Genomic DNA, 14,414 nt, shown 5'->3' on the forward strand with positions numbered 1-14,414 from the left:
TGGAAGTCGAACAATGAACAGGATTTTCTCCACCCTCGGTTTCTCGCTATGGATAGCGCTGCTTTCGCCGATGGTACAGGCAGCCAATCTGAAGGCGCTGGACGTCGCGGCACTGCCGGGCGACCGGGTCGAGTTGAAGCTGTCGTTCGACGGCCCGCCTCCGCAGCCCAAAGGCTACACCACCGATTCGCCGGCGCGGATCGCCCTCGATCTGCCGGGTGTCGCCAGTCAGCTGGCGAGCAAGACCCGTGACCTGGGCAGTGGCAATGCCCGCACGGCCACGGTGGTCGAGGCCAATAACCGGACGCGGCTGATCATCAGCCTGACGCAACTGGCGCCGTACGACACCCGGGTCGAAGGCAATACGGTGTTTGTGGTGGTCGGGCAGGGCAGCAAAGCCGCTGCCCCGCGTACGGCGGCTCGTGCACCGCGTGCGGCACCTGCGGCAGCGCCGGTCCGCACGTATACGCCGACCGCCAGGGCCATTCGCGGCGTGGATTTCCAGCGTGGCACGGCGGGTGAGGGCAATGTGGTCATCGACTTGTCCGACCCGGCTATCGCTCCGGACATCCAGGAACACGACGGCAAGATCATCCTCAACTTCACGCGTACCCAATTGCCCGAACCGCTGCGGGTGCGCCTCGACGTCAAGGATTTCGCCACCCCGGTGCAGTTCGTCAATGCCGGTGTCAGCGGTGATCGGGCGACGATCACCGTCGAACCCAGCGGTACGTTCGACTATTCCACCTACCAGACCGACAACAAGCTGACCGTCAGTATCCGGCCGTTGACCGTCGATGACCTGCAAAAGCGCAACGCCGACCGCAACAGCTATAACGGCGAAAAGCTCTCTCTCAACTTCCAGGACATCGATGTGCGTTCGGTGCTGCAACTGATCGCCGACTTCACCAACCTCAATCTGGTAGCCAGCGATACGGTACAGGGCGGGATCACCTTGCGCCTGCAAAACGTGCCGTGGGATCAGGCGCTGGATCTGGTGCTCAAGACCAAGGGGCTGGACAAGCGCAAGGTCGGCAATGTGTTGCTGGTGGCGCCGGCGGATGAAATCGCCGCCCGCGAACGGCAGGAACTGGAATCGCAAAAACAGATCGCCGAGCTGGCACCGCTGCGCCGCGAGCTGCTGCAAGTGAACTACGCCAAGGCTGCGGACATCGCCAAGCTGTTCCAGTCGGTCACCAGTGCCGAGGCCAAGGTCGACGAACGGGGTTCGATCACCGTCGATGAGCGGACCAACAACATCATTGCCTATCAGACCCAGGATCGGCTCGATGAACTGCGGCGGATCGTGGCGCAGCTGGATATTCCGGTGCGTCAGGTGATGATCGAGGCGCGGATCGTCGAGGCCAACGTCGACTACGACAAGAGCCTGGGCGTGCGCTGGGGCGGCTCGATCCAGAACAAGGGCAACTGGAACACGTCCGGGGTCAGCAACGGTTCCTCGACCACCATCGGCACGCCGGGCAGCACCAGCACCAACTCGCCGTTCGTCGACATGGGCACGGTCAACAACACCTCCGGGATCGGCATCGCGTTCATCACCGACAACGTCTTGCTCGACCTTGAGCTGACCGCGATGGAGAAGACCGGCAATGGCGAAATCGTCTCGCAGCCCAAGGTGGTCACGTCCGACAAGGAAACCGCGAAGATCCTCAAGGGCACCGAGATTCCGTATCAGGAAGCCAGCTCCAGCGGTGCTACGTCGGTGTCCTTCAAGGAGGCGTCGCTGTCGCTGGAAGTGACGCCGCAGATCACCCCGGACAACCGCATCATCATGGAGGTCAAGGTCACCAAGGACGAACCGGACTACCTGAACAAAGTGCAGGATGTACCGCCGATCAAGAAGAACGAGGTCAATGCCAAGGTGCTGGTGAACGACGGCGAGACCATCGTGATCGGGGGCGTTTTCTCAAATACTCAAAGCAAGGTCGTAGATAAGGTGCCATTTCTTGGCGATGTGCCGTATCTTGGCCGCCTTTTCCGGCGTGATGTGGTTTCGGAGAAAAAATCCGAGCTGCTGGTATTTCTCACTCCGCGTATCATGAATAACCAGGCGATTGCTGTGAGTCGTTGATTCTGTGCGAAATTTGATTCTTGTAGGACCGATGGGGGCTGGAAAAAGCACCATCGGCCGATTACTGGCCAAAGAGCTGCGCCTGCCGTTCAAGGATTCCGACAAGGAAATTGAACTGCGTACGGGCGCCAATATCCCGTGGATCTTCGACAAGGAAGGCGAGCCCGGCTTTCGTGACCGTGAGCAAGCGATGATCGCCGAGCTGTGCGCGTTCGACGGCGTGGTGCTGGCGACCGGCGGCGGCGCGGTGATGCGCGATGCCAACCGCAAGGCCCTGCACGAGGGCGGGCGGGTGGTGTATCTGCACGCCTCCGTCGAGCAGCAGGTCGGACGCACCTCTCGCGACCGCAACCGGCCGTTGCTGCGCACCGCCAATCCGGAGAAAACTCTGCGCGACCTGCTGGCGATCCGTGATCCGCTCTATCGGGAAATTGCCGATCTGGTGGTGGAAACCGACGAGCGGCCACCGCGCATGGTCGTGCTCGATATTCTCGACCGCCTGGCGCAGCTTCCGCCCCGTTAAAGCATCGCTCGAAATGCGCTATCCTCGGCGTCCTGTTACAGCCCGCCGAGGTTGTGGCGGATGGCGAGCGAGCGGCGTCATACCCGCTATAGGCCGCAGACAACCAATAATTCAGGGCAGGACGCCTGCTTCCATCTTCACTGTGGGGACACATGCAGACACTCAAGGTCGACCTAGGCGAGCGCAGCTACCCGATTCACATTGGCGAGGGACTGCTGGACCAGCCAGGGCTGCTGGCCCCGCATATCCATGGGCGGCAAGTGGCAATCATCTCCAACGAGACCGTTGCGCCGCTCTATCTCGAGCGTCTGACCCGCAGCCTGGCGCAGTTCTCGGTGGTTTCCGTGGTGCTGCCCGACGGCGAAGCCTTCAAGAACTGGGAAACCCTGCAACTGATCTTCGACGGCCTGCTGACCGCCCGTCATGATCGCCGCACCACAGTGATCGCCCTCGGTGGCGGTGTGATCGGCGACATGGCCGGTTTCGCGGCCGCCTGCTACCAGCGCGGCGTCGATTTCATCCAGATTCCTACCACGCTGCTGTCCCAGGTCGATTCGTCGGTGGGCGGCAAGACCGGGATCAACCATCCGCTGGGCAAGAACATGGTCGGCGCGTTCTATCAGCCGAACGTGGTGCTGATCGATACCGCGTCCCTGAAAACCCTGCCAGCGCGTGAGCTGTCGGCCGGCCTGGCGGAAGTCATCAAGTACGGTCTGATCTGCGATGAACCGTTCCTGACCTGGCTTGAAGACAACGTCGACGCCCTGCGTGCGCTGGATCAAACGGCCCTGACCTATGCCATCGAGCGCTCCTGTGCCGCCAAGGCGGCGGTGGTCGGCGCTGACGAGAAGGAAACCGGCGTGCGCGCCACGCTCAATCTCGGTCACACCTTTGGTCACGCCATCGAAACCCACATGGGCTATGGTGTCTGGTTGCATGGTGAAGCGGTCGCCGCTGGCACCGTGATGGCGCTGGAAATGTCCGCGCGCCTGGGCTGGATCAGCGAGCAGGAGCGTGATCGCGGCATCCGCCTGTTCCAGCGTGCCGGTCTGCCGGTGATCCCGCCGGAAGAGATGACCGAAGCCGATTTTCTTGAACACATGGCAATTGACAAAAAAGTGATCGACGGTCGCTTGCGCCTGGTGCTGCTGCGCCGGATGGGCGAAGCGGTGGTGACCGACGATTATCCGAAAGAGGTTCTACAGGCCACGCTGGGAGCGGATTACCGCGCTCTGGCTCAGCTTAAAGGTTAATAAGATTCCGATGACTAGTTTGCATGCCGACGAGGCGTTCCTCGGCCATTTCCAGTTAAGTCACGACCCTTTCGCGCCGCGGGTGCCGGGCTTCAAATTCTTCCCGGCCCAGCGCAAGCCGGTGCTGGGTCAGCTGCATCATCTGGCGCGTTACAGCCAGTTGCTGCTGGTGGTCACCGGCCCGCAGGGTAGCGGCAAGACCCTGCTGCGTCAGGCGCTGGTGGCCAGCACCAACAAGCAATCGGTGCAGAGCGTCGTCGTTTCCGCCCGTGGCGCAGGCGATGCAGCCGGTGTGCTGCGTCAGATTGCCCAGGCGCTGGATGTGGCCCAGGCCGAAGTCGGGGCGATCCTCGATCAGGTCGTGCAGCTCGCGCTGACCGGTCAGGAAGTCTATCTGCTGGTGGATGATGCCGAGCAGCTCGACGAGTCCGCGCTTGAAGCACTGATGGCGCTGGGCGCCGGCGCGCCGGAAGGTCGCCCGCATGTGTTCCTGTTCGGCGAGTCGTCACTGATCGCGCAGCTCGAGGCTTTGCACCTTGAGGAAGAGCGCTTTCACGTCATCGAACTGCAGCCGTACACCGAAGAAGAAACCCGCGAGTATCTTGACCAGCGGCTCGAAGGCGCCGGCCGCGGTGTCGAACTTTTCACCGCGGATCAGATCTCTGATATTCACGAAAGCTCAGAGGGTTGGCCGGGCAACATCAACCAGGTCGCTCGCGATGCTCTGATCGAAGTCATGATTGCCAGCCGCTCTGCGGTCAAGCGTCCAAGTATGGGGTTCAACATGCCGAAGAAACACGTATTGGCGATCTCCGCCGTCGTTGTGGTCGCGGTCGCTGCCGCCTGGCTGATGCCGGGTCGCAACAAGGCACCGACCACCGGTGCGCCGGCCAACGAGCAGGCGCAACTGCCCTTGGGCCAGGGTGCGCCGCAAGCGGGTGGCGCACCGTCCGTCGAATTCAACGGCAATACCCAGCCGATGCCGCTGCCATTGGTCGGCAACTCGCAGCCGGTAATGCGCGGTCCGCTGGCTGAAGCCGCTGGGGGCATCACTGAAGGCGACGACGGCGTGCCGGTCGAAGGTTCCAGCAACACGCCACCGACCGTGACCACCACCGCGCCACCTGCGGGCGTTCAGGCCGGCCCTGCGCCGACACCGGTTCCGGTTCCAGTCCCGGCGGCCAAGCCGACCCCGGCGCCGACCCAGGTCGCGACCGCCAAGCCTGCTCCGGCCGCTCCAGTGGCCAAACCGGCTCCGGCACCTGCCAAGCCTGTTGCCGCCGCGAAACCTGCCGAGAAGCCGGTCACCGTCGCCAAGGCTGCCGGTGGCAGCTGGTACGCCGGTCAGCCGACCAGCAACTACGTGGTGCAGATCCTCGGTACCAGCTCCGAAGCGACCGCGCAAAACTTCGTCAAGGAGCAGGGCGGCGAGTACCGTTATTTCAAGAAAGTCCTCAACGGCAAGCCTCTCTACGTGATCACCTACGGCAACTTCGCCAATCGTGATGCAGCCGTTTCTGCCATCAAGGCCTTGCCAGCGAAGGTTCAGGCTGGTAAACCTTGGCCTCGCACTGTCGCCAGCGTCCAACAGGAACTGGCAACAACTCGCTGAAGATTCGGCGGCCTTACCCAGGCCGCCTCTCCAAGCACCTCAAAATCTCTACAAGTGCGCGCCGTCTTCTCTACAGACCGCGTGCCTTGTGGTGTCTGCGTCACAGTAGTCTTTGAGTCGTTGCGGTCAAAATTAAAAAATTTTTGACTAGCACAGCAGATCGCTTTAAACCTTTCACAAATGCGACATGAATTTGCGACATTTCGTCGTCAAATTTGTGAGCCTCTGTGTCGCTGTGTACAATGACCACCCTTTTGCCCCCGCAAAGCCGGCGTACGTTCGGCGCGGCAAGCAAGTGGTTGAATTGAAAAGAAATTTGCCTCGGTAAGAGGCAGCCTGGTGAGAAAGTGTCTATGAAAGCAGGTCTGTACCAACCAGATGAATTCAAGGATAACTGCGGTTTCGGCCTGATAGCCCATATGCAGGGCGAGCCCAGTCATACCCTTTTGCAAACGGCCATTGAGGCCCTGACCTGCATGACCCACCGCGGTGGGATTAATGCCGACGGCAAGACCGGTGACGGTTGCGGTCTGCTGATTCAAAAGCCCGACGCGTTCCTGCGTGCCATTGCCCAGGAAACCTTCAGCGTCGAGCTGCCCAAGCAATATGCCGTGGGCATGGTCTTCTTCAATCAGGATCCGGCCAAGGCCGAAGCCGCTCGCGAGAACATGAACCGCGAGATCCTGGCCGAAGGCCTGCAACTGATCGGCTGGCGCAAAGTACCAATCGACACCAGCGTCCTCGGCCGCCTGGCCCTTGAGCGCCTGCCGCAGATCGAGCAGGTGTACATCGGCGGCGAAGGCCTGAGCGATCAGGACATGGCGGTCAAGCTGTTCAGCGCCCGTCGTCGTTCGTCCGTGGCCAACGCCGCCGACACCGACCACTACATCTGCAGCTTTTCCCACAAGACCATCATCTATAAAGGCCTGATGATGCCGGCCGACCTGGCCGCGTTCTATCCGGACCTGGGTGACCAACGCCTGCAAACCGCGATCTGCGTGTTCCACCAGCGCTTCTCCACCAACACCCTGCCGAAATGGCCGCTGGCTCAGCCATTCCGCTTCCTTGCCCACAACGGCGAGATCAACACCATCACCGGCAACCGCAACTGGGCGCAGGCCCGTCGGACCAAGTTCACCAACGATCTGATGGATCTGGAAGAACTCGGCCCGCTGGTCAACCGTGTCGGTTCCGACTCATCGAGCATGGACAACATGCTCGAACTGATGGTGACGGGCGGCATCGACCTGTTCCGTGGCGTGCGGATGATCATTCCGCCAGCGTGGCAGAACGTCGAAACCATGGACCCGGATCTGCGTGCGTTCTACGAGTACAACTCGATGCACATGGAGCCGTGGGACGGCCCGGCCGGCGTGGTCATGACCGACGGCCGCTACGCGGTGTGCCTGCTCGACCGTAACGGTCTGCGCCCGGCACGCTGGGTCACCACCAAGAACGGTTTCATCACCCTCGCGTCGGAAATCGGCGTCTGGAACTACCAGCCTGAAGACGTGCTCGCCAAGGGCCGTGTCGGCCCGGGCCAGATCTTCGCCGTGGACACCGAAACCGGGCAGATCCTCGACACCGACGCAATCGACAACCGTCTCAAATCCCGTCATCCGTACAAGCAATGGCTGCGCAAGAATGCCCTGCGCATCCAGGCGACCATGGAAGACAACGATCACGGTTCGGCTTTCTACGACGTCGATCAGCTCAAGCAGTACATGAAGATGTATCAGGTCACGTTCGAAGAGCGCGATCAGGTACTGCGTCCGCTTGGCGAACAAGGCTACGAAGCCGTCGGCTCGATGGGCGACGACACGCCGATGGCCGTGCTGTCCCAGCGCGTGCGCACGCCGTACGACTATTTCCGCCAGCAGTTCGCGCAGGTGACCAACCCGCCGATCGACCCGCTGCGTGAAGCGATCGTGATGTCGCTGGAGATCTGCCTCGGTGCCGAGCGCAACATCTTCCAGGAGTCGCCGGAACACGCCTCGCGCGTGATCCTCAGCTCGCCGGTCATTTCCCCGGCCAAGTGGCGCTCGCTGATGAATCTAGACCGCCCGGGTTTCGAGCGGCAGATCATCGACCTCAATTACGACGAAAGCGTCGGCCTCGAAGCGGCGATCCGCAACGTCGCCGATCAGGCTGAAGAAGCCGTGCGTGCCGGTCGTACCCAGATCGTCCTGAGCGACCGCCATATCGCTCCGGGCAAACTGCCGATCCACGCCTCGCTGGCCACCGGCGCGGTGCACCACCGCCTGACCGAAAAAGGCCTGCGCTGCGACTCCAACATCCTGGTGGAAACCGCCACTGCACGCGATCCGCACCATTTCGCGGTGCTGATCGGTTTCGGCGCCTCGGCGGTCTATCCGTTCCTGGCGTACGAAGTGCTGGGTGACCTGATCCGTACCGGTGAAGTGCTGGGCGACCTCTACGAGGTGTTCAAGAACTACCGCAAAGGCATCACCAAAGGTCTGTTGAAGATCCTGTCGAAGATGGGCATCTCGACCATCGCGTCGTATCGCGGTGCTCAGTTGTTCGAAGCGATCGGCCTGTCCGAGGAAGTTTGCGAGCTGAGCTTCCGTGGCGTGCCGAGCCGTATCAAAGGGGCGCGTTTCGTCGACATCGAAGCCGAGCAGAAAGCACTGGCCACCGAAGCCTGGAGTCCGCGCAAGCCGATCCAGCAGGGCGGTCTGCTGAAGTTCGTCCACGGTGGCGAATATCACGCGTACAACCCGGATGTGGTCAACACCCTGCAAGCCGCCGTGCAGCAGGGCGACTACGCCAAATTCAAGGAATACACCTCGCTGGTGGACAACCGTCCGGTGTCGATGATCCGCGACCTGTTCAAGGTCAAGACTCTCGACACGCCGCTGGACATCAGTGAAGTGGAACCGCTGGAATCGGTGCTCAAGCGCTTCGACTCCGCCGGTATCTCGCTGGGCGCCCTGTCGCCGGAAGCTCACGAAGCCCTGGCCGAAGCCATGAACCGCCTCGGTGCGCGTTCCAACTCCGGCGAAGGCGGCGAAGACCCGGCGCGCTACGGCACTATCAAGAGCTCGAAAATCAAGCAGGTCGCGACCGGCCGTTTCGGGGTGACCCCGGAATACCTGGTCAACGCCGAAGTGTTGCAGATCAAGGTCGCACAGGGCGCCAAGCCGGGCGAGGGCGGGCAACTGCCGGGCGGTAAAGTGAACGGGCTGATCGCCAAACTGCGTTACGCAGTGCCAGGCGTGACCCTGATTTCGCCACCGCCGCACCACGACATCTATTCGATCGAAGACTTGTCGCAGCTGATCTTTGACCTGAAACAGGTCAACCCGAAGGCGCTGGTCTCGGTGAAACTCGTGGCTGAAGCAGGCGTCGGCACCATCGCCGCCGGTGTGGCCAAGGCCTATGCCGACTTGATCACCATCTCCGGCTACGACGGTGGCACCGGTGCTTCGCCGCTGACCTCGATCAAATACGCTGGCGCTCCGTGGGAACTCGGCCTGGCCGAAACCCACCAGACCCTGCGCGGCAACGACCTGCGCGGCAAGGTTCGGGTACAGACCGATGGCGGCCTGAAAACCGGCCTCGACGTGATCAAGGCTGCGATCCTCGGCGCCGAAAGCTTCGGCTTCGGTACCGCGCCAATGATCGCGCTGGGCTGCAAATACCTGCGTATCTGCCACCTGAACAACTGCGCCACCGGCGTCGCGACCCAGAACGAGAAGCTGCGCAAGGATCACTACATCGGCACCGTCGACATGGTGGTGAACTTCTTCACCTACGTCGCCGAAGAAACCCGTGAGTGGCTGGCCAAGCTCGGCGTGCGCTCCCTCGAAGAGCTGATCGGCCGTACCGATCTGCTGGAAGTCCTCGAAGGCCAGACCGCCAAGCAGCATCACCTGGATCTGACTCCGCTGCTGGGCAGCGATCACATCCCGGCGGACAAGCCTCAGTTCTGCGGCGTCGAGCGCAACCCGCCCTTCGACCAGGGCCTGCTGGCCGAGAAAATGGTCGAGATGGCGACGTCGGCGATCAACGACCTCAGCGGCGCCGAGTTCGATCTGGATATCTGTAACTGCGACCGTTCGATCGGCGCACGGATCTCCGGCGAAATCGCGCGCAAGCACGGCAACCAGGGCATGGCGAAAGCGCCGATCACCTTCCGCTTCAAGGGCACCGCAGGTCAGAGCTTCGGCGTGTGGAACGCCGGCGGTCTGAACATGTACCTGGAAGGCGACGCCAACGACTACGTCGGCAAAGGCATGACCGGTGGCAAGCTGACCATCGTGCCGCCGAAGGGCAGCGTTTATAAGACTCAGGAAAGCGCCATCATCGGCAACACCTGCCTGTACGGCGCCACGGGCGGCAAGCTGTTCGCCGCCGGCACCGCAGGCGAGCGTTTTGCCGTGCGCAACTCCGGTGCCCACACGGTTGTGGAAGGCACTGGCGATCACTGCTGTGAGTACATGACCGGTGGTTTTGTCTGCGTTCTGGGCAAGACCGGTTACAACTTCGGCTCTGGCATGACCGGCGGTTTCGCCTACGTGCTCGACCAGGACAACACCTTCGTTGACCGGGTCAACCACGAACTGGTGGAAATCCAGCGGATCAGCGGCGAGGCGATGGAAGCCTACCGCAGCCACCTGCAGAACGTGCTGAACGAGTACGTCGCGGAAACCGACAGCGAGTGGGGTCGTGAGCTCGCCGAGAACCTCGATGACTACCTGCGTCGTTTCTGGCTGGTCAAGCCGAAGGCTGCCAACCTGAAGTCGTTGCTTTCCAGCACCCGTGCCAACCCGCAGTGATATGCGCCTGAAGAGTTTGATGAGGTTTTAACAATGGCTGAACGTCTGAATAACGACTTCCAGTTCATCGATGTCGGGCGCAAGGATCCGAAGAAGAAACTGTTGCGTCAACGCAAGAAAGAGTTCGTGGAAATCTACGAACCGTTCAAACCCCAGCAGTCGGCCGACCAGGCTCACCGCTGTCTGGGTTGCGGCAACCCGTATTGCGAATGGAAGTGCCCGGTGCACAACTTCATTCCGAACTGGCTGAAGCTGGTGGCCGAGGGCAACATCCTCCAGGCCGCCGAGCTGTCGCACCAGACCAACACCCTGCCGGAAGTCTGCGGTCGGGTGTGTCCGCAGGATCGTCTGTGCGAGGGTGCCTGCACCCTCAACGACGGCTTCGGTGCGGTGACCATCGGTTCGGTCGAGAAGTACATCACCGACACCGCGTTCGCCATGGGCTGGCGCCCGGACATGTCCAAGGTCAAACCGACCGGCAAGCGTGTCGCGATCATCGGCGCAGGCCCGGCGGGTCTGGGTTGTGCCGACGTGCTGGTGCGTGGTGGCGTGACGCCGGTGGTGTTCGACAAGAACCCGGAAATCGGCGGTCTGCTGACCTTCGGCATCCCCGAGTTCAAGCTTGAGAAGACCGTACTGAGCAATCGCCGCGAAGTCTTCACCGGCATGGGCATCGAGTTCCGCCTCAACACCGAGGTCGGCAAGGACGTGACCATGGAGCAACTGCTCGCCGAATACGATGCCGTGTTCATGGGCATGGGCACCTACACCTACATGAAAGGCGGTTTTGCCGGTGAGGACCTGCCGGGCGTCTATGACGCGCTGGACTTCCTGATCGCCAACGTCAATCGCAACCTGGGCTTTGAAAAGTCGCCGGAAGATTTCGTCGACATGAAAGGCAAGAAGGTCGTGGTGCTGGGTGGCGGCGACACGGCGATGGACTGCAACCGCACGTCGATCCGCCAGGGTGCCAAGTCGGTGACCTGCGCCTATCGCCGTGACGAAGCGAACATGCCCGGCTCGCGCAAAGAGGTGAAGAACGCCAAGGAAGAAGGCGTGAAATTCCTCTACAACCGCCAGCCGATCGCCATCGTTGGCGAGGACAAGGTCGAAGGCGTGAAAGTGGTCGAGACCCGTCTCGGCGAACCGGACGCCCGTGGCCGTCGCAGCCCCGAGCCGATCCCGGGCTCCGAAGAGATCATCCCGGCTGACGCCGTGGTCATCGCTTTCGGTTTCCGTCCAAGCCCGGCGCCGTGGTTCGAGCAGTTCGAGATCCAGACCGACAGCCAGGGCCGTGTCGTTGCGCCTGAGCAAGGTCAGTACAAGCACCAGACCAGCAACCCGAAAATCTTCGCCGGTGGCGACATGGTGCGCGGTTCCGACCTGGTGGTGACGGCGATCTTCGAAGGCCGCAATGCGGCTGAAGGGATCCTGGATTACCTGGGCGTCTAAACCCGGTTCGAAACTGCACCGCAATACCTGTGGGAGCTGGCTTGCCAGCTCCCACATTGTTTTCAGGGTGTTGCTGAAACCCGCGAAATCATTGCGACAAATTGACCCGATAGACAAAAGGCTGACCTGCATCCGTGCCTTTTGCGTCGCGCTCTGAGAAAATGCCCGCACTTTTTTTCCGGATGCCGACATGACTGCCCTGAAGAACGACCGTTTCCTCCGCGCCCTGCTCAAGCAACCCGTAGACGTCACCCCTGTGTGGATGATGCGTCAGGCCGGCCGCTACCTGCCGGAATACCGCGCCAGCCGCGCCCAGGCCGGTGATTTCATGAGCCTGTGCATGAATCCGGAATTCGCCTGCGAAGTCACGCTGCAGCCCCTCGACCGCTATCCGCAACTGGACGCGGCGATCCTGTTCTCCGACATCCTCACCATTCCCGATGCCATGGGCCAGGGCCTGTACTTCGAGACCGGTGAAGGTCCGCGCTTCAAGAAAGTCGTCAGCACCCTGGCCGACATCGAAGCCCTGCCGATCCCGGATCCGCACAAAGACCTCGGCTACGTGATGGACGCGGTCAGCACCATCCGCCGTGAACTGAACGGTCGCGTACCGCTGATCGGTTTCTCCGGCAGCCCGTGGACCCTCGCCACGTATATGGTCGAAGGCGGCTCGTCGAAAGACTTCCGCAAGACCAAGGCGATGCTCTACGACAACCCGCAAGCCATGCACCTGCTGCTGGACAAGCTGGCGCAGTCGGTGACTTCGTACTTGAACGGCCAGATCCAGGCCGGCGCGCAAGCGGTGCAGATCTTCGATACCTGGGGCGGCAACCTGTCGGCGGCGGCGTATCAGGAATTCTCCCTGGCCTATATGAAGAAAATCGTCAGCGGTCTGATCCGCGAGCACGACGGTCGCAAAGTGCCGGTGATCCTGTTCACCAAGAACGGCGGACTGTGGCTGGAAAGCATCGCCGACGCAGGCGCTGACGCACTGGGTCTGGACTGGACCTGCGACATCGGCAACGCCCGCGCCCGCGTCGGCGACAAGGTCGCGCTGCAAGGCAACATGGACCCGACCGTGCTGTACGCCAAGCCAGAAGCGATCCGCACCGAAGTCGGGCGCATCCTCGCCAGCTACGGCAAGGGCAGCGGCCACGTATTCAACCTCGGCCACGGCATCACCCCGGAAGTCGACCCGGAACACGCCGGCGCGTTCCTGCGTGCGGTGCATGAGTTGTCGGCGCAGTATCACGAGTAATCGACGCTCAGCTCTAATGCTAGAAAACAAAAACGCCCGGCTTATGCCGGGCGTTTTTGTGGGCGTGAATCAGGCTTTGACGCCACCCAGCGGCGGCAGCTTCGCCAGTTTCAACGCCACCAACAGCGCCACCAGCAACAGCGCGCCGATGAACAGGCCAATCCCGTTCCACCCGGCCATGTGCCAGAACACCCCGCCCGCTGTCCCGGCGATGCTCGACCCGGCGTAATAGCTGAACAGGTACAACGACGACGCCTGGCCCTTGGCCTTCAGCGCCCGGCGGCCGATCCAGCTGCTGGCCACCGAGTGGGCGCCGAAGAAGCCGAAGGTGAAGATCAGCATGCCGATGATCACCAGCGGCAGCGGTGTGAGCATGGTCAGGGCGAGGCCGGCGAACATCAGGGCGATGGTGGCCCACAGCACTTTGCGGCGTCCCAGTTTGTCGGCCAGCGAACCGATTTTCGCCGAGCTGTAGATGCCCGACAGGTACACCACCGACAGCAGTCCCACGAACACTTGATCCATGTGATACGGCTCGGCCAGCAGGCGGTAACCGATGTAGTTGAACAGGGTGACGAACGCACCCATCAGCACGAACGCCTCAAGGAACAGCAGCGGCAGGCCGGCATCGCGAAAATGCATGGTGAAGCCGTCGAGCAGGCTGCGCGGATGCAGCGAGCGGGAGCGGAAGTTGCGCGATTCCGGCAGGATTTTCCAGAATACCGCCGCCGCGATCAGCGCCAGACCGCCGATCACCATCATCGCCGTGTGCCAGCTGACGAAGTCGATCAGCACACCGGTGATCAACCGCCCGCTCATCCCGCCAATCGCGTTGCCGCCGATGTACAGACCCATCGCCAGACCGATGTGCTGCGGATGGATTTCCTCGCTCAGGTACGTCATCGCCACCGCCGCCAGGCCACTCAATGACAGCCCGGTCAGCGCGCGCATGATCAAGACGCCGTGCCAGCTCGGCATCATCGAACTGGCGATGGTGCATAGCGCAGCAGCAAACAGCGCGGCGACCATCACCGGTTTGCGCCCGACCCGATCGGAAATCGGGCCGGTGATCAGCAGACCGAACGCCAGCATGCCGGTGGCCACCGACAGGATCAGGCTGCTCTGCGCAGCGTTGATCGAATACTCGTGGGACAGCAGCGGCATCATCGGCTGCACGCAGTACAGCAGGGCGAAGGTGGCGAAGCCTCCGCTGAACAGCGCGAGCACCGTGCGCATGAACGCGGGCGTGCCTTTCTCGATGTAGATCTCTTGCAGTTCGGTCATCACATCGTCCGCCGCAGCGGGCGGGACTTCATGGGCCAGTGGAGCGACGGCGGTTTTCACATCAGACCTCGGAGGGCGCGGGCAGACAGGCAATGAAAAAATCATATAGCTGGCTAATATTTCTATCCAATATATTGTTCG

The 14,414-nt window shown here is 61.8% G+C and carries 8 protein-coding genes; 7 read left to right on the forward strand and 1 reads right to left on the reverse strand.

What is annotated here, in order from left to right:
• Nucleotides 1-13: 13 nt before the first annotated feature.
• From ACODTD_RS14775 to hemE, 7 genes are all read left to right on the forward strand, one after another.
• On the forward strand, nucleotides 14-2,092 hold the full coding sequence (locus ACODTD_RS14775; RefSeq protein WP_201817092.1) for a type IV pilus secretin PilQ: 2,079 nt from the start codon (nucleotides 14-16) through the stop codon (nucleotides 2,090-2,092).
• A gap of 4 nt (nucleotides 2,093-2,096) precedes the next feature.
• Complete coding sequence (gene aroK / locus ACODTD_RS14780; RefSeq protein ID WP_011332081.1) at nucleotides 2,097-2,615, forward strand: shikimate kinase AroK; 519 nt, start codon at nucleotides 2,097-2,099, stop codon at nucleotides 2,613-2,615.
• A gap of 152 nt (nucleotides 2,616-2,767) precedes the next feature.
• Nucleotides 2,768-3,868, forward strand: a complete 1,101-nt coding sequence (gene aroB, locus ACODTD_RS14785) for a 3-dehydroquinate synthase (RefSeq protein WP_201817093.1) — start codon at nucleotides 2,768-2,770, stop codon at nucleotides 3,866-3,868.
• Between the two features lie 10 nt (nucleotides 3,869-3,878).
• Nucleotides 3,879-5,480 carry an AAA family ATPase gene (locus ACODTD_RS14790; protein WP_011332083.1) on the forward strand — a complete coding sequence of 534 codons (1,602 nt, stop codon included), beginning with the start codon at nucleotides 3,879-3,881 and terminating at the stop codon, nucleotides 5,478-5,480.
• 353 nt (nucleotides 5,481-5,833) lie between these two features.
• The gene (gene gltB, locus ACODTD_RS14795; protein ID WP_201817100.1) at nucleotides 5,834-10,279 is read left to right on the forward strand and encodes a glutamate synthase large subunit; all 4,446 of its coding nucleotides are present in this window, start codon (nucleotides 5,834-5,836) and stop codon (nucleotides 10,277-10,279) included.
• A gap of 33 nt (nucleotides 10,280-10,312) precedes the next feature.
• Nucleotides 10,313-11,731 carry an FAD-dependent oxidoreductase gene (locus tag ACODTD_RS14800; protein WP_007909438.1) on the forward strand — a complete coding sequence of 473 codons (1,419 nt, stop codon included), beginning with the start codon at nucleotides 10,313-10,315 and terminating at the stop codon, nucleotides 11,729-11,731.
• A gap of 190 nt (nucleotides 11,732-11,921) precedes the next feature.
• Nucleotides 11,922-12,989 (forward strand): uroporphyrinogen decarboxylase, encoded by a 1,068-nt coding sequence (hemE, locus tag ACODTD_RS14805; RefSeq protein ID WP_007952372.1) that lies wholly within the window; start codon nucleotides 11,922-11,924, stop codon nucleotides 12,987-12,989.
• 69 nt (nucleotides 12,990-13,058) lie between these two features.
• On the opposite strand, the gene ACODTD_RS14810 is transcribed toward hemE, so the two are convergent.
• Nucleotides 13,059-14,273: an MFS transporter gene (locus tag ACODTD_RS14810; protein ID WP_489104975.1), complete on the reverse strand. Its 1,215-nt coding sequence runs from the start codon at nucleotides 14,271-14,273 to the stop codon at nucleotides 13,059-13,061.
• Nucleotides 14,274-14,414 lie beyond the last annotated feature (141 nt).

The sequence above is a fragment of the Pseudomonas sp. FG35 genome, from assembly GCF_057809295.1.

Bases quoted from the DNA above. Each gene is read 5' to 3' on its own strand.
- ACODTD_RS14775 (WP_201817092.1), top strand. From the start codon at position 14: ATGAACAGGATTTTCTCCACCCTCGGTTTCTCGCTATGGATAGCGCTG.
- aroB (WP_201817093.1), top strand. From the start codon at position 2,768: ATGCAGACACTCAAGGTCGACCTAGGCGAGCGCAGCTACCCGATTCAC.
- ACODTD_RS14790 (WP_011332083.1), top strand. From the start codon at position 3,879: ATGACTAGTTTGCATGCCGACGAGGCGTTCCTCGGCCATTTCCAGTTA.
- gltB (WP_201817100.1), top strand. From the start codon at position 5,834: ATGAAAGCAGGTCTGTACCAACCAGATGAATTCAAGGATAACTGCGGT.
- ACODTD_RS14800 (WP_007909438.1), top strand. From the start codon at position 10,313: ATGGCTGAACGTCTGAATAACGACTTCCAGTTCATCGATGTCGGGCGC.
- hemE (WP_007952372.1), top strand. From the start codon at position 11,922: ATGACTGCCCTGAAGAACGACCGTTTCCTCCGCGCCCTGCTCAAGCAA.
- ACODTD_RS14810 (WP_489104975.1), bottom strand. From the start codon at position 14,273: ATGACCGAACTGCAAGAGATCTACATCGAGAAAGGCACGCCCGCGTTC.